Here is a 24,192-nt window from a genome sequence, read left to right as displayed (position 1 = left end):
CTCAGGAGAGATGAGCACAAGCAACGCGCGCATACCCACTGAATACGCGGCCAATCTGGTCGATCCTTCCGCCTATGCGGACGGGCGCATTCACGAAACCTATGCCTGGCTGCGGGCCAACAACCCGTTCGGCCTGGCGGAGATCGACGGCTTCGATCCGTTCTGGGTGGCCACCAAACACGCCGACATCCTGGAGATCAGCCGTCAGAACGCGCTGTTCCACAGCGGCGACAGGGCCACGGTGATCACCAACAAGGCCGCCGACACCGCCGTGCGCGCCATGATGGGCGGCAGCCCGCACCTGGTCCGCAGCCTGGTGCAGATGGACGCGCCCGACCACCCGAAGTACCGCGCCCTGACCCAGTCCTGGTTCATGCCGACCAACATCAAGGGCCTGGAAGACCGCATCCGCGGCATCGCCCGCAAGGCGGTCGATCGCATGGCGGCCACCGGCGGCGAGTGCGACTTCGTCCGCGACGTGGCGCTCGGCTATCCGCTGCACGTGATCATGGAGATCCTGGGCGTTCCCGAGGAGGACGAGCCCCGGATGCTCACCCTGACGCAGGAACTGTTCGGCGCCACCGATCCGGAGCTGGCGCGAGACGGCGGCAAGCAGCGCGATTTCGAGTCGCTGATGCGCGACGGGGTGATCGCCGACTTCTACACCTACTTCAACAAGGTGTCGGCCGACCGCCGGGCGAACCCGCGTGACGACGTCGCCTCGGTGATCGCCAATTCGACGATCGACGGACAGCCGATCTCCGAGCTGGAGGCGATCAGCTACTACATGATCGTCGCCACCGCCGGCCACGACACCACCTCGTCCTCGACCGCCGGCGCCCTGTGGGGCCTGGCCGCCAATCCGGGCGAGTTCGCCAAGGTGAAGGCCGATCCGTCGCTCATCCCCAGCCTGGTCGACGAAAGCATCCGCTGGATCACGCCGGTGAAGACCTTCATGCGCTCGGCGACCGAGGCCACCGAGTTCGCCGGCCGCCAGCTGGCCAAGGACGACTGGATGATGCTCTGCTACGCCTCGGGCAACCGGGACGAAGAGGTCTTCGACGACGCCGCGGCGTTCAAGGTCGACCGCAAGCCGAACAAGCATCTGGCCTTCGGCTATGGCGCGCACCTGTGCCTGGGCCAGCATCTGGCCAAGATGGAGATGCGGATCCTCTGGGAAGAGCTGCTGCCGCGCATCAAGACCCTGGAGCTGAACGGCGAGCCCAAGCAGAGCCTGGCGACCTTCGTCAACGGGCCCAAGACCCTGCCCGTCCGTTTCTCGATGCACTGACCTGGCATGGCGTTGGAACCCCGTCTGGCCGCGTACATCGCCGCCCGCATGCCTGGTGCGCGCGATGTCGCGGTCGAGGACCTGTCGCGTATCTCCGGCGGCGCCTCGCGCGAGACCTATCGCTTTCGGTTGCTTTGGAACGAGGACGGCGCTGCGCGCGAGCGCAAGCTGATCCTGCGGCGCGACCCGCCGGCCTCGCTGATCGAGACCGAGCGGCGGATCGAATTCGAGGCCTATCGCGCCTTTCACGGCAGCGCCGTGCCGGTGCCCGAGATGCTGTGGCTCGAGGAAGAGGACGCCGCCCTCGACCACCCGTTCTTCATCGCCGAGGAGATCGCCGGCTTCCAGGCCTCGCCCATGCTGCTGTTCGGGCCGCCCTATGCCGCGACCCTGGATCAGCTGGGCCAGCGCAAGTGGACGATCCTGGCCGAGATCGCCAAGGCCGACCCAGTCGCGCTGGGCCTGACGAGCGTGATGCCGCTGCCGGAGCCCGACGCCTGCTGGGAGCGCGAACTGTCCTATTGGGAGGGCCTGCTCGACCGCGACGAGCCCGAACCGCTGCCGATCACCCGCGCGGCGATCCGCTGGCTGCGGGCCAACCCGCCGCCGCCGGCCCAGAAGCTGTCGGTGGTGCATGGCGACTACCGGACCGGCAACTTCCTCTATGACCAGGCCGGCGGCATTCACGGCATCCTCGATTGGGAGATGTGTCACCTGGGCGATCCGCTGGAGGACCTCGGCTGGAGCTTCAATCCGGTCTGGTCGTTCGGTCAGGGCAAGGCCGGCGGGCTGTTGCCGCGCGAGGCCGCGATCGCGATCTGGGAACGCGCCAGCGGTCTTAAGGCCGACCCCGCCGCGCTGCACTGGTGGGAGCTGTTCAACTGCGTGAAGGGCCAGGCGATCTGGATCTCCTCGGCCCGTGTCTGGATCGACGGGGGCAACCGCGAGCCGATCATGGTCTATCCGCCCTGGCTGCTGCAGAACGCCCAGGACCGCGCCACCCTGCAAGTGATGGGACGCCTATGAACCCGACCGTTCCCGCCGTCCTGGCCGAACTGGCCGGGCTCTGCATGCGCAACGCCATGCCGGACGTGCATCCCGCCGACCGCGCCAGCTCGCTCGGCCTTACCGCGGCCCTGCTCGGCGTCGCGGCCGAGGTCTGGGACGGCATGGCCGCCCGGCTGGTGGCCGAGAACCGCGCGATTCGGCCGCTGCTGGCGCGGGCCGGGGAGGCGGGGCTGGATTTCGCTGTCCTGGCGTCGGGCGCCGACGAGGATCTGCGGCTTTCGGCGCTGAAAGCGGCCAACGATGCTCTGCGCGCCGCGCTCATCGCGCTGCACACAGCGGCCGAGGCGAAGGGCGCGAAGGATCTGGAGGCGGCCGTCTGGGCTGAGCTCCTCGCCTCGACCGACCGGCGCAAGCTGGCGTCGTCGCCGGTGTGATCAGACCATGAGTGTCATCCCGGTTTCGGCGTAGCCGAAGACCGGGGCCCACTCGCGCCGTGCTGGTCAAGTGACGCGGGGCCGCGCTAGAGCCTGATCCATCAGGAGGTCCCGGACAAGCGCTTCGCGCTTTCCGGGATGACACTTGGGGCTCACTTCAGCCGCTCCAGGACCTCCAAGGTGCGGAGATCGCGTTCGCCGCCGAAATAGCGCGCCAGCGCGGTGCGGAACGGGGCTTCCTCCGGCGCGACGGCGTTGAACAGCGTCATGCTGGAACGGAACTTCAGATCGTCCGGCGGGCCGAACACGTCGCGCGCCGAGCCGGGCGCCTCGTTCGCCAGTTCGGTCAGGTCGCGCAACCGCGAGCCGAGGACGGGATGCGCGAGATAGGCCTGCGCCTCGCCCGCCGAACCGATCGCATAGCGCTGGGCCATGGCGCTCGATCCCAGGCCGGCGATCTGCGGAAAAACGAACCACATCCAGTGCGAGCGCTTGCGTCCGGCCGCCAGTTCGGCGCGCGCCGCGGCGATCACAGGTTCCTGGGCGTCGACGAACCGGGCGAGGTCGAAGAGGTCTGACATCGAAGTTTTCCTTAGCGTCAGCATCGACAACGCGGCCGTATCGGGCTTTGCTGCCGCGCCCGTCGTCAGGCGGGCCAATTTCCAAACGTCGAATTTTGATTGGGGACGAATTTCCAGATGGCGAGAATCTTGCCCGAACCCACGCCTGAGACCCAGCATTTCTGGGACGGGGCGAGCCGGGGCGAACTGCTCCTGCAACGCAACAAGGCCACCGGCGAAGCCTACTTCCCGCCGCGCCCCTTCTGCCCGAAGACCGGGTCGCGCGATGTCGAGGTCTTCAAGGCCAGCGGCAAGGCGGTCCTGTGGTCCTATGTGATCAACCACCGTCCCCGCCCCGACATGGGGACCGAGCCCTACGCCATCGCGGTGGTGAAGCTCGAAGAAGGTCCGACCATGATGACCAACATCGTGGGCTGCCCGCAGACGCCTGAAGCCCTGGTCCTCGACATGCCGCTCGAGGTCGTTTTCGAAAAGTTCAGCGACACGATCTCGCTGCCCTTCTTCCAGCCGGCCAAGTCGTAAGGGCTCAGAGACAATGCAAAAGAATTCCGTCGCGGTCGTCGGGGCCGCGGAAACCACGAAGATGGGCAAGATTCCGGACGTGTCCGTGATCGGCCTCCACGCCGATGCGGCGCTGAACGCCATGGCCGATGCGGGCCTGACGCCGGCCGACATCGACGGCGTCGCCACCGCCGGCATCAGCCCGGTCGAACTCGCCCACTATCTCGGCATCAAGCCGACCTATGCCGACGGCACGTCGGTGGGCGGCTGCTCGTTCATGCTGCACGTCCGTCACGCGGCGGCGGCGATCGCCGCGGGCCACGCCAAGACCATCCTGATCACCCACGGCGAATCGGGCCGTTCGCGGGTCGGCGCCGGCGGCTTCGGCCGTGCGCCCTCCAGCCTGATGGGCCAGTTCGAGATGCCGTTCGGTCCGGTCGGTCCGCCGACCATGTTCACCGTGCCGGTGCTTCGCTACATGAAGACCTACGGCGTCACCGAGGAAGACCTGGCGACGGTCGCGGTCATCCAGCGCGAATGGGCCGCCAAGAACCCGCGCGCCAGCTTCAAGGACCCGATCAGCGTCGACCACGTGCTGAACTCGCCGATGATCGCCTGGCCGTTCCGGATGCTGATGTGCTGCCTCGTCACCGACGGCGGCGGCGCGCTGATCCTGACCAGCGCCGATCGGGCCAAGGACTTCCCGAACAAGCCGGTTTACGTGCTGGGCACGGGCGAGAGCGTCGAGACGCCGATGGTCTCGCAGATGTACGACTTCACCTCGTCGACGGCGTTCAAGATCTCGGGCGCGAAGGCGTTCGAGGACGCCGGCATCAAGCACTCCGACGTCGATCACCTGATGATCTACGACGCCTTCGCCCACCTGCCGCTCTACGGCCTGGAAGACCTCGGCTTCGTGAAGCCGGGCGAAGCCAAGGACTTCATCCGCGAGCGCAACACCGCCATCGGCGGCAAGCTGCCGCTCAACACCAACGGCGGCGGCCTCTCCTACATGCACTCGGGCATGTACGGGATGTATGCGCTGCAGGAGAGCGTTCGTCAGATGCGCGGCACCGCCGCGGCCCAGATCGAAGGCGCCAAGATCAGCGTCGCCCACGGCGTCGGCGGCATGTTCGCCTCCTCCGGGACGGTGATCTTCACGAACGAGAAGTAGCGGCGAAAAAAATCAGCCTTTCCCGCGCTGGGAAAGGCTGATGAAACAGCGACTTACCGCAGTTTATGCTGCACCCATGCTGCAAGGCCTGGGTGCAGCATTTTTTATGTGTCAGACGCCCTTGTTCGGGTTGATCAGGTACTTCTCGCCGGTGGCCTTGCGCGAGTAGGCGGCGATGACGTCGGGCTGCAGGGCCTCGGCCAGCGAGAGCTCGGCGGTGTAGTGGCTGGCGAAGGTGGTCTTCAGCTCAGCCGCCACGCGGGCGCGCAGCTTGCCGGCTTCCTCGGCGCCGATCTTGGCCAGGAAGGGCGTCAGCAGCCAGCCGTTCACGCCCCAGGAGAGGCCGAAGTTGCGGGCCAGTTCGGTCGGGCGCGTGTCCAGGCCGCCATAGATGTAGACCTGCTTGTAGGTCGACGAGCCGTAGCGGCTGTAGACGGTCGCCTTGCGGTTGGCCGCGACTTCCATCGCCGAGAGGATCTGCGAGGCCAGCTTGCCGCCGCCGATCGCGTCGAAGGCCAGGGTGGCGCCGGTCTCGTCGATGGCGTCGGTCAGGGCTTCGATGAAGTTCGCGGCCGAGGAGTCGACGACGTACTTCGCACCAATGCCGCGCAGCAGGTCGGCCTGCTCCTGGCTGCGGACGATGTTGACCAGAGCCACGCCGTCCTTGATGCAGATCTTGTTCAGCATCTGGCCGAGGTTCGAGGCCGCCGCCGTGTGGATCAGGGCGGTGTGGCCCTCGCGGCGCATGACTTCCACCATGCTCAGCGCGGTCAGCGGATTGACGAAGCAGGAGGCGCCGTCGGCCGGCGTCGCGCCTTCCGGCAGCACCAGCACGTCGGCCGCCTTGGCGGTGCGATGCTGTGCGTAGGTCGCGCCGCCCAACAGGGCGACGGTCTTGCCGATCAGGGCCTGGGCCTCGGGCGAGGAGCCGGCGGCGATGACCACGCCCGCGCCTTCGTTGCCCACCGGCATGGAGTCGTCCAGCCGCGCGTTGAGCGCGCGCAGGAACTGCTGCGGGACAGGGGCGGTGACGACGACGTCGTCGCCCGAGCCGCTCGCCTTGGCGTTGGCGATATCGGCCGGACCCAGCAGCAGGCCGAGGTCGGACGGGTTGATCGGGGCGCCTTCGATGCGCACGAGCACCTCGTCGGCGGCGGGCTCGGGCACCGGCACCCGCGCCAAGGACAGTTCCAGTTCGCCGCTCGACTTCACCAGCGAGCGCAGTTGCAGGCTCGTTCCCATACCCATCTCCAGTTTGAATTTTGCTTACGTCGTAAATATGGACGGGGCGCCGTCACGGCAACGGGAAACGCACGATCGGTCGGATTTTTGCGCCGCGAGGGCGGTCGTCGCCACAAATCGGCAATGAAGCTGTCGCCGCCCAGACGCCGAACCTTCGCCGCCCCGATATGAAGCGCCCTTAAAGCCCCCGCAGCACATTCCTCCGGGGGCTCGATTCTCATGAAAGCTGTACTCTTCACCGCCGCGGCCGCGACCGCGTTGCTCGCCGCCATGCCGGCGCTCGCCGACGACGCCGGGACGGTCGAAGAACTGATCGTCACCGCCCGCGCCGGCGCCGAACAGCGCAAGGTCGAGGCCAGCTACGCCATCACCACGATCAGCGAGGAGAAGCTGCGCCTGCAGTCGCCGGTCAGCGTCGCCGAGGCGCTGAAGAACGTGCCCGGCTTCTGGGTCGAGGCGTCGGGCGGCGAGGCCGGGGCCAACATCCGCGCCCGCGGCATTCCGATGGAAGGCTATTCCGCCATCGCCATGCAGGAGGACGGCGCGCCGATCCAGCATGACGGCGGGCTGGGCTTCCTCAATTCCGACTTCTCGTTCCGCATGGACGAGACCGTGCAGCGCATGGAGGTCGTGCGCGGCGGCCCGTCCTCGATCTTCACCTCCTACGCGCCGGGCGGGGTGGTGAACTTCATCACCCGCAAGGGCTCGGATCATTTCGAGGGCTTGGTGAAGGCGCAGGTCGGGGACTACGGCCTGGCGCGGGGCGACTTCTGGGTCGGCGGGCCGGTGGCCGGCTTCCGCGTCGGCCTGGGCGGCTTCTACCGGGTCAGCGACGGCGTGCGCGATCCCGGCTACCGCGCCGACGAGGGCGGCCAGATCCGCCTGTCGATCGGCCGCGACTTCGAGCGCGGCTCCATCGACTTCAACGTCAAGCACCTGGACGACAACACGATCTTCTTCCTGGGCGTGCCGCTGACCTTCGACGCCAAGGGCGAGACCGCCGGTGTGCCCGGCTTCGATCCGAACTACGGCACCTTCGCGGGGCCGGAGACCAGCAAGTTCACGTTCCGCACCAATCGCGGCCCGTACGACTTCGATCTCACGCGCGGCGCGGACGTGAAGCTCACCCAGTACAGCTTCAACTTCAACTATGAGCTCGGCGGCGGCTGGGAGGTGCAGGACAACCTGCGCTATCGCACCAGCGACGTCGCGCGCGCCGGCCTTTTCCCCAACACGCCAGTCACCGCCGCCTCCCGCCTGGCCCAGGTCCAGGCGGGCCTGCCGGCCGCGCTGGGCGCCACGTCCGTCCAGTACCGCTTCGTCAACGCGCCGACCGAGCGGTTCGATGTCGCGGGTCAGAACGGCAACGGGCTGGTGATGGACGCCTCGATGCGGCAGCAGGACATCACCCTCGACGAGTGGGTCAACGACCTTCGCTTGGTCAACCGCTTCGAGGTCGGCGGCCACACCCACAATGTGGCGCTGGGGCTTTACTACGCCAAGGTCGAAGAGACCTTCTTCCAGATCGGCGCCTCGGCGCTGGTCGATGTGCAGGACAACGCCCGCCTGCTGGACATCGTCGCGCTCAATGCGGCGGGGCAGGTGGTCGCCAACCTGACCGAGGGCGGCATCTCGCGCTACGGCCTGCAGTTCAACAATGCCGAGGGCGAGTCCGACACGCTCGCCCTCTACGCGTCCGACGAGTGGAGCCTGAACGACAAGCTCCGCGTCGACCTCGGCTTCCGCTGGGAACGCATCGAGATGTCAGGCCGTAACGAGCGCAGCGCGTCGATCAACCTTGGTCAATCGCCGACGCCGGCCGACGACGCCGTGCTCAGCGGCACGGGCGTCTTCGATCCGCTCGACCGCGAGTTCGACGGCTGGGGCGCTACGGTCGGCGTCAACTACCAGATCCAGCCGAACCTTGGCGTCTTCGCGCGCTACACCTACGGTTTCCGCCTGCCCTCGCTGGGCGACTTCCTGACCAATCCGACCCGCACGGACCCGCGGGTCCAGGGTATCGATCTGGCCGAGGCGGGCATCAAGATCGACGAGCCGAAGTTCAGCTTCTACGCGACCGCCTTCTATACCGGCTTCGACAGCCAGTCGTTCGGCGAGACGCGCTTCGACCCGGTGACCAACACCTTCGTCAGCCGCACGGAGTTCACCTCGACGACTTCGTATGGGGTGGAACTGGAAGGCGTCGTGCGGCCGGTCGAGTGGTTCGACGTCTCGTTCACCGGCACCGCCCAGGACCCGCGCTTCGGCGACTTCAAGTTCAACGAGGTGGTGAACGGCGCGCTTGTCCAGCGCGATTTCACCGACAACGTGCAGGTGCGCGCGCCGAAGGTCAGCGGCCGCATCACCCCGGGCTTCAACCTGCTGGACGGAAAGTTGCGGCTGGAGGGCGACGTTCAGTACTTCGGCAAGCGCTTCTCGGATGCGGCCAACACCTTGATCATCCCGGACTATTTCCTGCTGAACGCCCAGGTCCGCTACAACGTGACCGACAACCTGACGCTCTACGCCTACGGCACGAACCTCACCAACGAGATCGGCCTTACTGAGGGCAACCCGCGGGCGGGCCAGTTCATCAGCGGCGAGACCGGTGCGAAGTACTATCTTGGGCGTCCGGAGCTTGGCCGCGCCTTCCGGGCGGCCGTGCTATACCGCTTCTGATGATCCGGACCCTGCAACAGGGGCTGCGGGCGGGGGCGGTGTTGATCGCCCTCGCTCTCCTGGCCTTCTTCTTTGAAGCGGCGACGGCGCGGGCGCAGGTCCTGCGCGCGCCTGACCTCATCCTGACCGGCGTGCTCACCGGCGCGGCCCACGAGACCTATACCGAGGTCGCGTTCAAGGCGCCGGAGGGGACTCAGAGGCTGACCGTCGATTTCAGCTACACCGGCAAGGAACAGAAGTCGGTCATCGACCTGGGATTGCGCGATCCTGATCGTTTCCGCGGCTGGAGTGGCGGCAACAAGAGCCGCTTCACCGTGGCCGAAGCCGACGCCACGCCCTCATATCTGGCAGGTCCGTTGAAGGCCGGGACCTGGAAGCTGATCCTCGGCGCGCCGAACATCCGCAAGGATGCGCGCGCCGAGTACGTGGCCAAGATCTGGTTCGACCCCATCAGCGCGCCGTTCACCGGCTTCGTCGAGGCGCCGAGCGCCGCCGGCGAGCGCTGGTGGCGCGGCGACCTGCACATGCATACCGGCCACAGCGACGGCTCCTGTCTCTCGCGTAAGGGGGCGAAGGTCCCGTGCCCGGTGTTCAAGACGCTGGAGGCTGCGGTCGCTCGGGGCCTCGATTTCGTGGCGGTGACGGACCACAACACCACCTCGCACTTCGAGGCGCTGCGCGAACTTGCGCCCTATTTCGACGACCTGCTGGTCATGCCTGGGCGCGAGATCACCACCTTCTATGGCCACGCCAACCTGTTCGGCCCCACCGCCTTCGTGGACTTCCAGCTAGGCGGCCCGCGCGCGCCCACCTTCGCGGACATCCAGACCCAGGCCGAACGCGCCGGGGGGCTGCTGTCGATCAATCATCCGGGCCTGCCGTCCGGCGAGCTCTGCATGGGGTGCGGCTGGACTGCTCCGAGTACGGATTATTCCAGGGTTCAGGCTATCGAGGTGATCAACGGCGGGCTGGCGGACGGTCCGCTGTCGGGCCTGGCCTTCTGGGGAGCGCGGCTCGACGAGGGGCGGCGGATCACCGCGATCGGCGGCTCCGACAACCACGACGCCAGCCTCGATCCCGCCAAGGCGCCGGCCATCGGCGTGCCGACCACGGTGGTGCGCGCCCCGGACCTGAGCCAATCCGCCATCCTGCTGGCCATCCGGCAGGGGCACGTCTTCCTCGATGTGGCGGGCACGCGCGATCGGGTGCTGGAGGTCCACGCCGACGACGGAGCGGCGCAGGCGCAGATGGGCGACGTGCTCGCTGTCCCGGCCGGCCGCAAGGTGAAGGTTCAGGTTCGTGTCGCCGGCGTGCCCGGCGGCCGCGTGGTGCTGTCCGGCGATGGGGCCAAGCTCGCGACTCCGGGCGACCTGGCGCTCGTCGGCCCTGACCAGACGCTGAGCTTCGATCTCGTGGCCGACGGGCAGGCGCGATGGCTGCGCGTCGATGTGCGCGACGCGAGCGGCAAGCTCGCGCTGCTCGGAAATCCGATCTACCTGCGCCCCTGATCACTGTGGCCAGGCGTCGCAGCCTGCGGCCCGGAAACAGTTATTAACCGTGTCGTCCTAGGGTCGGCTCAGTTGTCCTGCCGCCCGGGAAAAGAATGGGTCTGAGTCCGGAATCCCGCGCCCGTTTCAATCTCGAGCGTACTTCGGTGCTGGTGCTCGATGAATCCCCCATGGGGATGAGCATCCTCGTGCAGATCCTCACCGGCTTCGGGGTCAAGACCTTGCATCGCTGCGAGAAGGTGGACGAGGCGAAGGACGTCATCGGCAAGGTCGAGGTCGACCTGATCGTCTGCGACGCCATGGGCGCGGCTGGCGAGGGCTATGACTTCGTGACCTGGCTGCGGTCGAGCCGGATCGAGCCGAACTGCTATGCGCCGGTGTTGCTGACCTCCGGGCACACCCCCAGCCATGCCGTGCAGAAGGCGCGTGATTGCGGCGCCCACTTCATCATGGCCAAGCCGCTGACGCCGATCGCCGTGCTCGAGCGCATCATCTGGATCGCCCGCGAAGGGCGCCGGTTCGTCGAGTGCGACACCTACATCGGCCCCGACCGCCGGTTCAAGAACGACGGCGTTCCCGCCGGCATGACGGGCCGCCGCCGTGACGATCTGCAAGGCGACATTGGCGAGGCCCAAACCCCCAACATGGATCAGGAAGTCATCGACGGCCTGATGAAGACGAGACGGGTGGAACTATGAGCTCGGTCAGAATTCACACGCCGCCGGTCAAGCTGGCCAAACTGTTGCGCACGCCCGGCGGTCTGCCGGTGGCGGAGGCGGTTCAGAGGGCGGGCGCGGGCCTGGCGAGCCTCAAGACGGAATGCCTTGGGGAACTGAAGACGGTGCTGGAGCAGGCCGAGGCCTGCGCCGCGCGGGCTGGCCCCGACTACGACGCGGCGCTGGCGGGCGAGCTTTACGACATCGTCGCCAAGCCGATCGGGGTGCCCAGCGTCTGCGGCCTGACGGCGGTCGACACCGCCCTGATCAGCCTGTCGGATCTGCTCGACTATCTGAAGGGACAGGAGCGTTGGGACGCCAACGCCGTGACCGTGCACCTGCGGGCGTTCCGTCTGTTGCTGCACACCGAGGGCTCGGCCGACGTCGCCGGCACTCAGGCGATCCTGGCGGGGCTGCGCAAGGTCAGCCAGCGCTACGCCAAGCCGGAGTAGGCGGCGGCAAGCCGCCTCTCGCCGGGCTGGACGTGAACGGTTAAGGCGCCAACCGGTCCGTGATCGACCACAGGCCGTCGACGACGGACTTCAGCGACGCCGGATCCTGGCCGTCCTTGGTCCACAGCAGGCGCAGCGCGCTCACATGAACCCCGATCGAGGTCCAGTCCGCGCGCTGGTGCGTGCGCTGGCGATCGACCAGTTCGCACAGGCTGTAGCAGGCGTCGCAGAGGACCCGCTTGTCGAACAGCCCGGCGATATCGAGGATGGTCGAGGCTTCCTCATAGACCGCGTCCAGCGCCGCGGTCTGTTCGCGGTTCATCGCTTCCAGGCGGCCGATCATATTGCCGAGCGACTTCATCGCATCGCCGGCATGCGCGGCCAGTTCGCGTTGGGCCCGCTCGTTGGCGATGCCCGCGGTCATGCCGCCCGGGCGGGCGACCTGTTCGGTCAAGCGGTACTTGACCTTGACGAATTCAGCTTCGCTCACAGTTGCGCCTTCATCGGTTTCAGCAGCATGTCGATGTCGGACTGATCCATGTTGGGATCGGTCGCGGCTCCGACGTGCGTGGAGAGGTCGTCCTTGCGTCGGCCTTTGACGCCAAGGGGCGGACCCATGTTCTTGAAGCGGCGATCGGGACCGACATAGCCGTCGGCAACCACCATCTGACGTTCGTCCTTGGCCACCCAGAACACCCGCTGCAGCAGGATTTCCGGGGTGAAGGGCCGCGAGACGACGAAGTTCGCGCCGGAATCCCGGCTCTTCTCGACCATGGTCCGCGCGGCGTGGCCGGTCAGCATGATCACCGGCGTGAATCGCGCGTTGTCGGGTCCCTCACGGCGCAGCCAGTGCACCAGGTCGTAGCCGTCCATGTCGGGCAGGTGGGAGTCGGTGACGATCAGGTCGAGTTCCTGCGTCTTCACGACGTGCATGGCCTCTGCGCCGGTGGCAGCCTTGAACTGCTTGCGCACGCCGAACCCACGAAACATCGCGGTCAGCGCGTCCATGGCCTGCGAGTTCTGCTGGACCAGCAGCACCACCGATCGGTCGAGATTGATCCTGATCTTGGGGTCGAGGGCCATCTGGCGCGCCGCTTCAGAAGAGGTCGAGGTCCCCGGCGTCGGCCGCCGCCCGGGCGGAACCCTCACGGGTCACCCGCGCCAGGCGGTTGGCGAGATCGCCGAGCGTAACGCCTGCGACGGCGTCGGTGAGGTCATAGGCGTCGCTCGCGGCCTGGGCCGAGAGCTTGCGGGTGAAGTTGGCCAGGGCCGCCAGGTGCTGGGTCAGCACGTCGAGGGTCTGGGCTTCGTGCAGGGCGATGGCCAGCGGCTCGCCGCGGCTGGCGCGGACCAGCTGCGTCACCAGGGTTTCCAGGCGGTCGCACAGCTCTCCGGCGTGCTCCAGCTCCTGGGCGATGGAGGCCAGGACCTCCGGGGTGCGGACGAGGGCGGATTGGCTCATCAGAACAGCTCCACGGACCCTTCGTCCTCGACCGGCGCAGGGACCCGCGCCACAGGTTCGCGCAGACGGGTTAGCTCCGCGTTATCAGTGACAGTTCTTTGTTGCGCCCGGCCGGTCGTCGGCCAGTACTGCACCCGCCGCGCCGCCAGCCCGCCCAGGCTGGAGCCCACGACCGGGATGCCTTCGTCGCGCAGGAATTTCTCGGCGAAGGCGGCGTTCGAAGCGCCGACATCCGAGAGGCCGCCGAACATCCGCGCCCCGCCGAACAGCTTGGCTTCGAGACGATCGCGCCGCGCGCCCGAGCGCAGCAGTTCGTTGATCAGCAGTTCCATGGCGTAGGCGCCGTAGCGGCGTCCTTCGTCGAGGCCCTCGACCTTGCCGGTGGGCAACAGGAAGTGGTTCATCCCGCCGACGCCGGTCTTCGGGTCGCGCATGCACACGGCCACGCACGATCCGAGGATCGTGGTCAGCATGACATCGGGATCGCTGGAGATGTGGTGCTCTCCCTGCACCACGTGGACCCGCTTGCCCGGTCGTCCGGAGACGTTTTCGACGATCATGTCAGGGGACCGAACACCGCTTCGATTTTTTCTTTGAGCGTCTGGGTGGTGAAGGGCTTCACCAGGTAGTTGTTCACGCCGAACTGCACCGCGCGCTGGACCAGCTCGCGGTCGGCGCGGCCGGTCAGCATGATGACGGCGGTCTTCGAGGTCGGACCATGGGCGCGGATCGCGCGCAGCAGGCCCAGGCCGTCCAGCTTGGGCATGTTGAAGTCGGTGATCACCAGGTTCGCCGGCGCGGCGATGATCTGGCGCAGGGCCTCTTCGCCGTCGGGCGCTTCACGTGTCTGGGTGATGCCCAGGGCGTGCAGGCTGGTGCGGATCAACGAGCGCATCGTCTGCTGGTCGTCGACGATCAGGGTCTTGATGCTGACAGCGGTGGGCATCAGGCGCTCCTATGGTGGTCTGCGGCGGAGCAGAGGTTCAAGATGGCGGGACCGAGGCGCGAGAGGCCGACTTGCTTCTCGACGGCCCCGATTTCGAAGGCGACGCGCGGCATGCCGTAGACGACGCACGAGGACTCGTCCTGGCCGAGCGTGCGGGCGCCAGCCTGGCGCATGGCCAGCAGGCCCGAGGCGCCGTCCCGGCCCATGCCGGTCAGGATCGCGCCCACCGAGTGCCGGTTGAGCTTGGCGACCGACTCGAACAGCACGTCGACCGACGGGCGGTGGCCGTTGACCGGCTCGCCGGCCCGCAGCCGGATCACCGGGTGCGACGCGGACAGCACCTCCATGTGCTGGTCGCCGCCCGGCGCGATGTAGACGTGGCCCGGCTGCAGCCGGTCGCCGTCGCGCGCTTCGGTGACGTGCGCGCCGGAAATGCGGTCCAGGCGCGCGGCGAAGCTCTTGGTGAAGGTCGCCGGCATGTGCTGGGTGATGACGGTCGGCGGGCAGGTCTCGGGGAAGGTCGCCAGGATGGTCATCAGCGCCTCGACGCCGCCCGTGGAGGAGCCGATCGCCAGGATCGCATCGGAGGCGCGATAGTCGCGGTCGCGTTCGACCGGCGCGGTCGGACCGTTGTAGGGCTTCACGCGGGCGCGGGCCGCGGCCTTCACCTTGGCGGTGAGGTCGTTGAAGGCTTCCTGCGCGGTGACGCCGCCCACCGGCTTGCCGACGCAGTCGACGGCGCCCAGTTCCAGGGCTTCCAGGGTCACCTCGGCGCCGGATTGGGTCAGGGTCGAGACCATGACCACCGGCGTCGGCCGCAGGCGCATGATCTTTTCCAGGAACTCCAGGCCGTTCATCTTCGGCATCTCGATGTCGAGCGTGACGACATCGGGATTGAGCTTCTTGATCTGCTCGCGCGCTTCCAGCGGGTCGTTGGCGAAGCCCAGGACCTCGATCTCGGGATCACGCTTCAGCGCCGCGGCGATCAGGCCGCGCATGGTGGCGCTGTCGTCGACGACGAGGACACCGACGGTCATCGGCCGCCTCGCAGGGCGTAGGTGGTCAGGCCGGTGGTCTCGAACTGGGTCGTGGCCGGGCCCGACACGCGTTCGGAATGGCCGATATAGAGCGTGCCGCCGGGCACGAGCGCGGGCGCGAAGCGGCTCCAGATCCGCTCCTGGGTCGGCTCGTCGAAGTAGATCACGACGTTGCGGCAGAAGATGACGTCGAACTTGCCCTTCATCGGCCAGTCGCCGATCAGGTTCAGCTCGCGGAAGGCCACCAACGTGCGCAGATCGTCGGCGACTTCCCAACCGGAGCTGGCCTTCTTGAACCACTTGCGGCGCAGTTCCAGCGGCACCGGGGCCACCGCGTCCTCGCGATAGATGCCCGCCTTGCCTTCGGCGACCATGTTCGGGTCGATATCCGTGGCCAGGATCTTGACGTCCAGGCTGGCGGCTTCTGGCAGCGCGGTCAGCACCGTGATGGCCATGGAGTAGGGCTCCTGGCCGTTGGAGCAGGCGGCCGACCACAGGCGCACGCGTCCGCCGCGGCGGGCGGTCTCGGCCAGCTTTGGCATGACGACGTCGCGCAGATGGTCGAAGTGATGCGGCTCGCGGAAGTAGCGCGTCACATTGGTCGTCAGCGCCGCCATCATCGTCTGGCGCTCGTCGACGCCCTGCTGCCCCTCGATCAGGCTGCAGTATTCGCGGAACGAGCGCATGCCCAGCGACCGCAGCCGCTTGGCCAGGCGGGAATAGACCAGCGCGGCCTTGCCCTCGGCCAGGGCGATCCCGGCGTGGCTATGCAGGATGTGGGCGATCTTCTTGAAATCGTCCTCGGTGAACAGGAACTCGCCTTCGACCAGTCCGGCCGCGGCGCCGCCCCTGGCGCGCGTATCGACTGGGCTCGTCATGCGGCTTCGGCCTCGGTCTCGGGCAGGACCCGATCCAGCGAGATCAGGCTGACCATGCGGCCGTCGATGGCGAACAGGCCTTTGACGAAGGTCTTCACTTGGTCGCAGGCGACGTCCGGCGTCGGCTGCACCATGTCGTCGCTGACATTGATGATGTCGCTGACCGCCTCGACCAGCAGGCCAAGCGTCCGGCCGCCGACATTGACCACCATGATCACGTGGCGGGCGCTCGGCTCGCTGGTGGCCAGGCCCAGGCGCGCGCCCAGGTCGACGATCGGCAGCACCGCGCCGCGCAGGTTGATGACGCCCTTCATGTAGGACGGCGTGCGGGGCAGGGGGGTGGCCACGGTCCAGCCGCGGATCTCACGCACCTGCATGATGTCGACGCAGAATTCCTGGTCGGCGATGCGGAAGGCGATCAGTTCGCGGCGGGCGCCGGCGGCTGTCTGGGTGACGGGATCGGTCATGCTTATCCTGCCATTCGCTTTTCGCTACGCGGCGCCGGCTTGCGCCGGTGCTGCGTGGTCACAAGGGCGTCGACGTCGAGGATCAGGGCGACGCGGCCGTCGCCCAGGATGGTCGCCGCCGCGATGCCCTCGATCTGCTGATAGTTGGCTTCCAGGCTCTTGATCACCACCTGGCGCTGGCCCTGGATCGCGTCGACCAGCAGGGCCGCCTTGCCGCCGCCCTCGCTCTCGACCAGGATGGCCACGCCCTGTCCGGCCTCCATCGGCCCGTCGCGGAAGCCAAGCGACACGCCCACGTCGATCAGCGGCACGAAGGTGTCGCGGATCCGGATCACAGCGTCCTTGCCGCCCACATAGTGCACGTCTTCCGGGCGCGGGGTCAGGCTCTCGACGATGGCCGACAGCGGGGCGACCAGAGTCTGCTCGGCCGCGGTCACCACCATGCCGTCCAGCACCGCCAGGGTCAGCGGCAGGGACATGGTGAACTTCGAGCCCTTGCCCGGTTCTGACGAGATGGAGATGCGGCCGCCCAGCGCCTGGATGGAGCGGCGGACCACGTCCATGCCCACGCCGCGGCCTGAGATGTCGGAGATCGTCTCGGCGGTGGAGAAGCCGGGCAGGAAGATCAGGTTGTCGACTTCCTCGTCCGACAGCACTGCGTCCTCGGCGATCAGGCCCTTGTCCACGGCGATGCCGCGTACGCGCTGGCGGTTGATGCCGCGGCCGTCGTCCTGGATCTCGATGACGATGCGCCCGCCCCGGTGCAGGGCGCGCATGTGGACCACGCCCTCGGCGGGCTTGCCGGCCTCGGCCCGGCCCTCGGGCGTTTCCAGCCCGTGGTCGATGGCGTTGCGCAGCATGTGGGTGATCGGATCGGTCAGGCGCTCGATGACGGTCTTGTCGACCTCGGTGCCTTCGCCTTCCATGACCAGCTTGACGCGTTTGCCGACCATGTCGGCGACCTCGCGGACCAGGCGCGGCATGCGCTGGAACACGCTCTTCACCGGCTGCGCGCGGATGGCCATGACGCTGTCCTGGATCTCGCGGGTCAGCAGTTCCAGGTCTTCCAGCCCGAGCACGACGTTCGACGAGCGCGCCAGGCCGCTCTCCAGCACGCGCTGGGACAGCATGGCCTGCTGGATGACCAGTTCGCCGACGGCGTTGATCAGGCGGTCTACGCGGTCGAGATCGACGCGGATCGTGGCCTGCGCCGGCGCGGCCGGGGCGTTGGTGTTGGCGGGCGCCGCCTTCGCTGCGGCCGGAGCCGGGGCGGCTGCGGCCGCGGGAGCCGCCACGGGCGTGGGAGCCGCCGGCGGAGCCTCGGCCTGGGCGCGCGCGATCAGCGCGGCGACATCCATGTCGGCGGCCGGTTCAGGCGCGGGTTCCGGCTCGGCCTCGGCGGCCGGCGCGTCGCCGGTGACCCGGGCCAGCAGGGCGGCCAGGTCCAGCGGGGCGTCGGCGCTCGCCTTGGCCAGGTCGTCGTCGCTGACCGGAATGTCGGCCTTGGGGGCCGGCTCGTCGCCGCCCTCGCGGATGATCGACAGAAGGCAGTCGTCTTCGACGAACTCGAACACTTCGCGGATCGAGGCTTCGTCCGACTCGGTGGTCAGCCGGATGGTCCAGCGGATATAGGCGCTCTCGGCCGAGATCTGGTCCAGGGGCGGCAGGTCGCTGTCGTCGAGGGTGACCTCCGTCTCGCCCAGACGCGCCAGTTCGCGCAGCACCAGGCCCGCTTCGTTGGCCTTGGCGTACATCTCGGTCTTGGGACCGAAGGTGATCACCCAGGCGCCGCCGCTGGCGGCGACCGGTTCGGGCTCCAGCGCGATCGGGGGCGGCAGGTCGAAGTCCATCGACGGGGCCGCGCCGTCGTCGTCGATCGAAACGGCCATCGGCACGAAGCCGAAGTCCTCGTCGCCGCCCAGATCGCCTTCGTCATCCAGGCCGTCGCCGATCAGCGACTTGAGCTCGGACAGCATGTTGGTCGAGCGGGCCTCGTCCACCATCGTGCCGTCGCGCGCGGCGGCCACATGGTCGGCCAGCACGTCGAAGGCGCGCAGCAGGGTTTTGGCGACCTCGTCGGTCAGTTCCATCTTCGCCGAGCGAAGATCGTCCATCACCGTCTCGAAGACGTGGGCGAAGCGGATGAGATCTTCCAGCCCGAAGGCGCCCGCGCCGCCCTTGACGGAGTGAACCGCCCGGAAGACCGCGTTGATGGTCTCACTGTCCGCGTCGCCCGTCTCCATAGCCAGCAGACCCTGCTCGGCGTCGGTCAGGAGCTCGTCGCACTCCTGGAAGAAGGTCTGCTTGATGCTCTCGAACGGATCCAACGGAACGCTCCGGTTGGGGGAAAAGGTATTTAGGCGGCGACCCGACGGACGGCTTCGACCAGCTTCACGGGATTGAAGGGCTTCACGATCCAGCCGGTGGCGCCGGCGGCGCGCGCCCGCTCCTTCTTGGCCGCATCGCTTTCCGTGGTCAGCACCAGGATCGGCGTGGCGCGGTGATCGGGATTGGCGCGGACGCCTTCGATCACGCCAAAGCCATCGAGGCGCGGCATGTTGATGTCGGTGATGACGACGTCGGCGCCGTTCGCCTGCAGAACTTCCAGGCCTTCCACGCCGTCTACGGCCTGGATCACGGTGTATCCGGCCTGAACCAGGGCGTGGTTCAGCATTTCCCGCATGGTGCGGCTATCGTCGATCGTCAGGACGGTCTTGCTCACGAGATTCCCCCTAGGACTCGAATTGCAGCTCGGGCTCGCCGAATGCAGCCAATTGTTCTGAAAAGCCCGAAGACGGTTGATCCACAGTTAAGCTAAGGCCGTCTTCGGCCCAGATTTTGCGCGCGGACATCAAAACCTGCAGGCAGAGCCCGCCCAGGCGCGTGACCTGAGAGGCGTCCAGCGTCAGGGGACGGCCGCGCAAGGCCATCAGTTCGGCCCGCAGGGGCTCGGCGGCCTGCAGATCCAGGATCGGCTGCAAGCTGACTACGGCGGGCGCCGCGGGCTCCGTCATCTTAACTCCCCCCAAGGGGCCGCCTTGTGCGGCGCCCTAGAATTCTTCCCAACCGTCCGACTCGGGCTCCGGCTTGCGAAGCGCCGAACCGTCACGGCTCGACCGTCTGATCTGCGGGGCCGCGGCGGCCGGACGGCGTCCGGTCTGCGCAGCCTGCGCGTGGCCGATCTTGAACCGCGCGACGGACCCCGAGAGGGTTTCGGCCTCGCCCGCCAGGGCATGGCTCGCCGCCGTCGATTCCTCGACCATGGCTGCATTCTGCTGAGTGACCTGATCCATTTGGTTAACGGCGGTGTTGACCTGTTGCAGGCCGACAGCCTGCTCCTGGGCGCTGGCGGCGATCTCCGAAACCAGTTCGTCGATCTCGGCCACGCGGCGGACGATGCGTTGCAGGGCCTCGCCGGTCTCGCCGACCAGGTGCACGCCCTGTCCGACTTGCTGGCTGGAGGCGGAGATCAAGGTCTTGATTTCCTTGGCGGCTTCGGCCGAGCGCTGGGCCAGGGCCCGCACTTCGGAGGCGACGACCGCAAAGCCGCGACCGGCTTCCCCGGCGCGCGCCGCCTCGACCCCGGCGTTCAGCGCCAGCAGGTTGGTCTGGAAGGCGATCTCGTCGATCACGCCGATGATCTGGCTGATCTGTTGCGCCGATTGTTCAATTTCGCTCATGGCCGCGACGGCTTGCCGCACCACTTCGCCGCTCTTCTGCGCATCGCCGCGGGCGCCCAGCACCACGTCGCTGCAGGTCTTGGCGCCGCTGGCGGTCTTGTTGACCGTGGCGGTGATCTCATCCAGCGCCGCAGCGGTCTCTTCCAGGCTGGCGGCCTGCTGCTCGGTCCGGCGCGACAGGTCGTCGGCGGCGATGCTGATTTCGCCAGCGCCGCTCTTGATGCCCTGGACGTTGGAGATGACGACGCTCATGGCGTCCTGCAGCTGCACCATGGCGGCGTTGAAGTCGGTCTTCAGCTGCTGGGCCTGCGGGGCGAATTCGGCGGTGATGCGGTGGGTCAGATCGCCGTGGGCCAGCTTGCCCAGGGCCTCGGCCAGGGCGCCGATGGCGACCGCGTCCTGCTCGGCCTGGAGGGCCTTTTCTTCCTCGCGGGCGCGGCGCTCGGCCTCGGCGGCGGCGCGTTGCTCGGCGGTCTGGCCTTCAAGACGCAGCTTCTCGATACCCGCTTCCTTGAAGACGGCGACGGCCTGCGCCATCTCGCCGACCTCGTCCTTGCGGCCCATGGCCGGGACGGCGGCGGTGAAGTCGCCCTGAGCCAGCCGGCGCATGGCGGCGGTCATCGCGTTCACCGGCGAGGCGATCATCTTGCTCAGCAGCCAGCCGAGGCCGATGGCGATCAGGACCGCCAGGGTAATGCCGATGGCCAGGCTCGCCGTGGCGGTGCTGGAGGCCTTGATCTGCTTGGCCTGGAGGCGGGCCATTTCTTCGTTCATCGCCGCCTGGACGGCGTCCATGGCGTCCTCGGCTGGGGCGATGACGGAGTCGGCGGCGCCGTCCGGGCCGACCATGGCGATGGCCTGGTCGATCGTGGCCGGATCGGAGGCCAGCTTCACGCCGGCTTCGAAGATCTCGGCGTACCACTTGTCGGCGGCCCCCGCGGCGGTGTCGATCTTCGCGGCCAGGTCGGGCGAGTCGGCCAGGCCGGCGCGCGCGGTCTCCAGGCGCTTCCTGAAGTTCGCGCGGTGCTTGTTCACCCGCTCGACGTAGTAGTCGCTCTTCGAGAGCAGATAGCCGCGGTAGCTGTTTTCCTGCCGGGTCATGAAGAACTTGGCTTCATCGAGGGCCGAGAGCACTTCGCGGCTCTCCTTGATCTCCTCGCGCGCATGATCGAGCGTGCGCAGGTTGATCATCATCGCGCCGCCCATGCCGGCCATGGTGAGCACGACCGCAGCGAAGCCCAGGGCCAGCTTGCGGGAGATCTTCAGATTGTCGACAAACACAGGCCGTCCCCGGGGTTCAGACCGCATCGCTCAATTGCGCGATGCGAGGCGAGCGCGCCCAAGGCTTCTCTTCCGTACCGATCATAAGAAAATGCTGGAAAGGATTGACCCGGCCCGCATCTGCAAAACGATGTTCTCAACTATACGAAAGCTCTACGCCTGAGGACGTGCACTATTCTCCTACGAATACTTTTCGACGGTGGGCGTCCTGGTGCGTCAGCCCCCCATCTCACGTCCTACCGCTAGGTCGTTCCGGCTGAAGAAATGGTTACTGCAACTGTCGCGCAGGCGCCGTTTTCTATGTGTTTGCGGGGGTTTGCAGAGTTAGCTGCGACAAGCCGCCACAGGGGGTGAGGCGGCCCGATCACCGCCCTAACCTCAGGATGTGCGGCGCGCTGACAATACAGTCCTAGGTAATATAGTGACGCCCATCTCATCTTGAACATAAGTCCAATGTGAGATGTCGAGAGCAACCCGCTAACCGCCCAGGTTCCGTCGGGTCACACTTGCGGGGCGCTGGCCGGGGTGCTCGCCTAGAGGCGACGACGCCCTGGGAGGACGCCGATGGACCTCAGATTCACGCCTGAAATGGAAGGTTTTCGCGAGGAGGTTCGCACCTTCCTGACGAAGCACCGCGATCGCTATGTCGGCGACGCCGTGCGTCCGCGCGAGGCCGCCCTGGAGTGGCAGCGGCTGCTCATCGACCACGGCTATGCCGCACGCACCATTCCTCGCGAATACGGCGGCTACGGCGCCGAGCCCGACATCCTCAAGACCCGGATCATCGCCGAGGAGTTCACTCGCGTCGGCGCGCCGCGCGGTTTCGCCAACCAGGGCATCTCGATGCTGGTGCCGACCCTGCTCGAGGTCGGGTCGGAGGAGCAGAAGAAGCGCTGGATCGGCCCGACCCTGCGCGGCGAGGTGGTCTGGTGCCAGGGCTATTCCGAACCCGGCGCCGGTTCCGATCTCGCCTCCCTTCAGACCAAGGCGGTCGAGGACGGAGACGACTTCGTGATCTCGGGCTCGAAGATCTGGACCAGCACCGCGGCCCAGGCCGACATGATCTTCTGCCTGGTGCGCACCGAGCCGGATGCGCCCAAGCACGACGGCATCTCCTACATCCTGTTCCCGATGACGACGCCGGGGATCGAGGTGCGGCCGCTGACGACCATGACCGGCTCGGCCGAGTTCAACGAGGTGTTCTTCACCGACGTCCGCGTGCCCAAGAGCGGCGTGGTCGGCGGGCGCGGCCGGGGCTGGTTCGTCGCCAACGCCACGCTCAAGCATGAGCGCGGCATGCTGGGCGATCCCAACGCCACCGAGGCGCGGCTGCACGCGCTGATCGAACTGATGAAGACCGAGAGCGTCGATGGTCGCCGGCTGATCGACGACCCGGTGTTCTGCGACCGCGCCATGCAATTGCAGGCCCGGGTGCTGACCATGAAGTTCAACGGCCTGCGCAACCTGACCGCCTCCATGGCCGGCGAGGCGAGCGGCATGGCCGGCCTGGTGGTCAAGCTGCAGGGCTGCGAACTGAACCACCAGATCGCCGCCCTCGCGATCGACGCGCTGGGCGAACTGGGCGTGCTCTACGAGGACGGCCCCCACCTGCGGGCCAAGGGCTCCTGGCAGTGGAACTACATGTTCGACCTGGGCCTGATCATCGGCGGCGGCACCGCCCAGATCCAGAAGAACATCATCGCCGAACGCGGCCTGGCCATGCCGCGCGAACCCAAGCTTGCGAGCGCCTGAGATGGATTTCTCGATCACCGCCGACCAGAGGCTGATGCAGGAGAGCCTCGCGCGCACCCTGGAGGCCGCAGCCCCGCTGGGACGCGTGCGCAGGTTCGCCGCCGACCGCGACGAGGCCGGCGCCGACGTCTGGGCGGCGCTGGCCGACTTCGGCCTGCCGGGCGTCATCATTCCTGAAGAGCACGGCGGACTTGGGCTCGGCCTGCTGGACGCCGCCCTGGCCGCCGAGGCGCTGGGCCGCGCCGTCGCTCCGGCTCCGTTCCTTGGCGCGGTCGCCGCGTCGGTCGCCCTGACCCGCGGCGGGAGCGCCGAGCAGCAGGCCCGCTGGCTGCCCGGTATCGCCTCGGGCAAGGTCGTCGCCGGTCTGGCCATCGGCGAAGCCGTCGCCGGCGCGCGCGACGGCATGGGTGTCAAGGCGTCGGGCGGCAAGCTGACCGGCGGGGCGCTGTTCGTCACCGATGCGATGATCGCCGACCTGTTCGTGGTCGCCGACACGTCCGGAGGCCTGCACCTGGTCGCCGCCGATGCGCCTGGCCTGACGCGCTCCGTGGTCACCAGCATCGACCTCACCCGCCGGCTCGGCGAGCTGCGCTTCGATGGCGTTCCGGCCGAGCCCCTGGCGGCCCACACACTGGACGCCGTGCGCGATGCGGCCTGGACGCTGCTGGCCGCCGATACGCTGGGCGCGGCCGAAGTGATGATCGAGAAGGCCGTCGCCTACGCCAAGGAGCGCCGGCAGTTCGGCCGGGTGATCGGCTCGTTCCAGGCGGTGAAGCACATGTGCGCCGAGATGGCGGCCGAGCTGGAGCCCTGCCGGGCGCTGGTGTGGTACGCGGCGTACGCCTTCGACGACGCGCCCGCCGAGGCGAGCCTGACCGCCGCCCACGCCAAGGCCCATACCTCCGAGGTCGGACGGTTCATCGCCCGCACAGCCACCGAGGTGCATGGCGGCATGGGCATCACCGACCTGCTCGGCCTGCACTACTGGTTCAAGCGGATCGGCCTGAACCGCCAGTTGCTGGGCGGGCCTGAGCGGGTGCGCCGCATCGCTGCGCAGATTCAGGGGCTCGCGGCCTGACGGTCAGACGCAGGCTTGCGCGCGA

Annotated in this window: 25 protein-coding genes; 11 read left to right on the top strand and 14 right to left on the bottom strand. The window is 67.8% G+C overall.

What is annotated here, in order from left to right; all coding sequences use genetic code 11:
* The first annotated feature begins 10 nt into the window (after window positions 1–10).
* The 3 genes from ASC79_RS13605 to ASC79_RS13595 are packed head-to-tail and all read left to right on the top strand — an operon-like array spanning window position 11 to window position 2,733.
* A complete protein-coding gene (locus ASC79_RS13605; protein ID WP_056017244.1) occupies window positions 11–1,291 on the top strand; it encodes a cytochrome P450 in 1,281 nt (426 codons plus the stop codon).
* 6 nt (window positions 1,292–1,297) lie between these two features.
* Window positions 1,298–2,317 (top strand): phosphotransferase family protein, encoded by a 1,020-nt coding sequence (locus ASC79_RS13600; RefSeq protein ID WP_056017242.1) that lies wholly within the window; start codon window positions 1,298–1,300, stop codon window positions 2,315–2,317.
* On the top strand, window positions 2,314–2,733 hold the full coding sequence (locus tag ASC79_RS13595; protein WP_056017240.1) for a hypothetical protein: 420 nt from the start codon (window positions 2,314–2,316) through the stop codon (window positions 2,731–2,733). The genes ASC79_RS13600 and ASC79_RS13595 overlap by 4 nt, the downstream gene beginning before the upstream one ends.
* Before the next feature lie 152 nt (window positions 2,734–2,885).
* On the opposite strand, the gene ASC79_RS13590 is transcribed toward ASC79_RS13595, so the two are convergent.
* Complete coding sequence (locus tag ASC79_RS13590; protein WP_056017237.1) at window positions 2,886–3,314, bottom strand: DUF1810 domain-containing protein; 429 nt, start codon at window positions 3,312–3,314, stop codon at window positions 2,886–2,888.
* 117 nt (window positions 3,315–3,431) lie between these two features.
* Between ASC79_RS13590 and ASC79_RS13585 the strand changes: the two genes are divergently transcribed.
* Both ASC79_RS13585 and ASC79_RS13580 read left to right on the top strand, forming a co-directional pair.
* Window positions 3,432–3,836, top strand: coding sequence for a Zn-ribbon domain-containing OB-fold protein (locus tag ASC79_RS13585; protein WP_056017234.1), 405 nt, complete (start codon window positions 3,432–3,434; stop codon window positions 3,834–3,836).
* Between the two features lie 13 nt (window positions 3,837–3,849).
* Window positions 3,850–4,989: a thiolase gene (locus tag ASC79_RS13580; protein ID WP_056017231.1), complete on the top strand. Its 1,140-nt coding sequence runs from the start codon at window positions 3,850–3,852 to the stop codon at window positions 4,987–4,989.
* 111 nt (window positions 4,990–5,100) lie between these two features.
* On the opposite strand, the gene ASC79_RS13575 is transcribed toward ASC79_RS13580, so the two are convergent.
* Complete coding sequence (locus tag ASC79_RS13575) at window positions 5,101–6,231, bottom strand: zinc-binding dehydrogenase (RefSeq protein WP_056017228.1); 1,131 nt, start codon at window positions 6,229–6,231, stop codon at window positions 5,101–5,103.
* Between the two features lie 219 nt (window positions 6,232–6,450).
* Here ASC79_RS13575 and ASC79_RS13570 point away from each other — a divergent pair, with 219 nt between their 5' ends.
* The 4 genes from ASC79_RS13570 (at window position 6,451) to ASC79_RS13555 (ending at window position 11,586) form a co-directional block, all read left to right on the top strand.
* The gene (locus ASC79_RS13570; protein ID WP_056017225.1) at window positions 6,451–8,910 is read left to right on the top strand and encodes a TonB-dependent receptor; all 2,460 of its coding nucleotides are present in this window, start codon (window positions 6,451–6,453) and stop codon (window positions 8,908–8,910) included.
* Entirely contained in the window at window positions 8,910–10,418 is a 1,509-nt protein-coding gene (locus ASC79_RS13565) for a CehA/McbA family metallohydrolase (protein ID WP_056017222.1), read from the top strand. The genes ASC79_RS13570 and ASC79_RS13565 overlap by 1 nt, the downstream gene beginning before the upstream one ends.
* 95 nt (window positions 10,419–10,513) lie before the next feature.
* Complete coding sequence (locus ASC79_RS13560; RefSeq protein WP_056017218.1) at window positions 10,514–11,116, top strand: two-component system response regulator; 603 nt, start codon at window positions 10,514–10,516, stop codon at window positions 11,114–11,116.
* Complete coding sequence (locus ASC79_RS13555; protein WP_056017215.1) at window positions 11,113–11,586, top strand: hypothetical protein; 474 nt, start codon at window positions 11,113–11,115, stop codon at window positions 11,584–11,586. The genes ASC79_RS13560 and ASC79_RS13555 overlap by 4 nt, the downstream gene beginning before the upstream one ends.
* A gap of 40 nt (window positions 11,587–11,626) precedes the next feature.
* On the opposite strand, the gene ASC79_RS13550 is transcribed toward ASC79_RS13555, so the two are convergent.
* Genes ASC79_RS13550 through ASC79_RS13495 form a run of 12 tightly spaced genes read right to left on the bottom strand, consistent with a single transcriptional unit; the run spans window position 11,627 to window position 21,337 of the window.
* Window positions 11,627–12,076 (bottom strand): hypothetical protein, encoded by a 450-nt coding sequence (locus ASC79_RS13550; protein ID WP_056017213.1) that lies wholly within the window; start codon window positions 12,074–12,076, stop codon window positions 11,627–11,629.
* Entirely contained in the window at window positions 12,073–12,669 is a 597-nt protein-coding gene (locus ASC79_RS13545; RefSeq protein ID WP_056017210.1) for a response regulator, read from the bottom strand. The genes ASC79_RS13550 and ASC79_RS13545 overlap by 4 nt, the downstream gene beginning before the upstream one ends.
* 13 nt (window positions 12,670–12,682) lie before the next feature.
* Window positions 12,683–13,048 (bottom strand): hypothetical protein, encoded by a 366-nt coding sequence (locus tag ASC79_RS13540; RefSeq protein ID WP_056017207.1) that lies wholly within the window; start codon window positions 13,046–13,048, stop codon window positions 12,683–12,685.
* Window positions 13,048–13,608: a chemotaxis protein CheD gene (locus tag ASC79_RS13535; protein WP_056017204.1), complete on the bottom strand. Its 561-nt coding sequence runs from the start codon at window positions 13,606–13,608 to the stop codon at window positions 13,048–13,050. Before ASC79_RS13535 ends, ASC79_RS13540 begins: the two co-directional genes overlap by 1 nt.
* A complete protein-coding gene (locus ASC79_RS13530; protein ID WP_056017201.1) occupies window positions 13,605–13,994 on the bottom strand; it encodes a response regulator in 390 nt (129 codons plus the stop codon). The genes ASC79_RS13535 and ASC79_RS13530 overlap by 4 nt, the downstream gene beginning before the upstream one ends.
* The gene (locus ASC79_RS13525) at window positions 13,994–15,031 is read right to left on the bottom strand and encodes a chemotaxis response regulator protein-glutamate methylesterase (RefSeq protein WP_056017198.1); all 1,038 of its coding nucleotides are present in this window, start codon (window positions 15,029–15,031) and stop codon (window positions 13,994–13,996) included. The genes ASC79_RS13530 and ASC79_RS13525 overlap by 1 nt, the downstream gene beginning before the upstream one ends.
* On the bottom strand, window positions 15,028–15,909 hold the full coding sequence (locus ASC79_RS13520) for a protein-glutamate O-methyltransferase CheR (RefSeq protein ID WP_056017195.1): 882 nt from the start codon (window positions 15,907–15,909) through the stop codon (window positions 15,028–15,030). The genes ASC79_RS13525 and ASC79_RS13520 overlap by 4 nt, the downstream gene beginning before the upstream one ends.
* On the bottom strand, window positions 15,906–16,376 hold the full coding sequence (locus ASC79_RS13515) for a chemotaxis protein CheW (protein ID WP_056017192.1): 471 nt from the start codon (window positions 16,374–16,376) through the stop codon (window positions 15,906–15,908). The genes ASC79_RS13520 and ASC79_RS13515 overlap by 4 nt, the downstream gene beginning before the upstream one ends.
* 2 nt (window positions 16,377–16,378) lie before the next feature.
* On the bottom strand, window positions 16,379–18,703 hold the full coding sequence (locus tag ASC79_RS13510; protein ID WP_056017189.1) for a chemotaxis protein CheA: 2,325 nt from the start codon (window positions 18,701–18,703) through the stop codon (window positions 16,379–16,381).
* A gap of 29 nt (window positions 18,704–18,732) precedes the next feature.
* Window positions 18,733–19,098 carry a response regulator gene (locus ASC79_RS13505; protein WP_056017186.1) on the bottom strand — a complete coding sequence of 122 codons (366 nt, stop codon included), beginning with the start codon at window positions 19,096–19,098 and terminating at the stop codon, window positions 18,733–18,735.
* A gap of 10 nt (window positions 19,099–19,108) precedes the next feature.
* Window positions 19,109–19,390: an STAS domain-containing protein gene (locus ASC79_RS13500; protein ID WP_056017182.1), complete on the bottom strand. Its 282-nt coding sequence runs from the start codon at window positions 19,388–19,390 to the stop codon at window positions 19,109–19,111.
* Between the two features lie 36 nt (window positions 19,391–19,426).
* Window positions 19,427–21,337 (bottom strand): methyl-accepting chemotaxis protein, encoded by a 1,911-nt coding sequence (locus tag ASC79_RS13495; RefSeq protein ID WP_235528660.1) that lies wholly within the window; start codon window positions 21,335–21,337, stop codon window positions 19,427–19,429.
* 564 nt (window positions 21,338–21,901) lie between these two features.
* On the opposite strand from ASC79_RS13495, the gene ASC79_RS13490 reads away from it, so the two are divergent.
* Together ASC79_RS13490 and ASC79_RS13485 are read left to right on the top strand one after the other, a co-directional pair.
* The gene (locus tag ASC79_RS13490; protein ID WP_056017175.1) at window positions 21,902–23,089 is read left to right on the top strand and encodes an acyl-CoA dehydrogenase family protein; all 1,188 of its coding nucleotides are present in this window, start codon (window positions 21,902–21,904) and stop codon (window positions 23,087–23,089) included.
* A gap of 1 nt (window position 23,090) precedes the next feature.
* Window positions 23,091–24,167: an acyl-CoA dehydrogenase family protein gene (locus tag ASC79_RS13485; protein WP_056017172.1), complete on the top strand. Its 1,077-nt coding sequence runs from the start codon at window positions 23,091–23,093 to the stop codon at window positions 24,165–24,167.
* Window positions 24,168–24,192 lie beyond the last annotated feature (25 nt).

Source organism: Phenylobacterium sp. Root1290, assembly GCF_001425305.1.
In the GTDB taxonomy this organism is placed as follows: Bacteria; Pseudomonadota; Alphaproteobacteria; order Caulobacterales; family Caulobacteraceae; genus Phenylobacterium.
The sequence above is the reverse complement of the archived record's forward strand: the minus strand, read 5'-3'. Positions and strand labels throughout refer to the sequence as shown.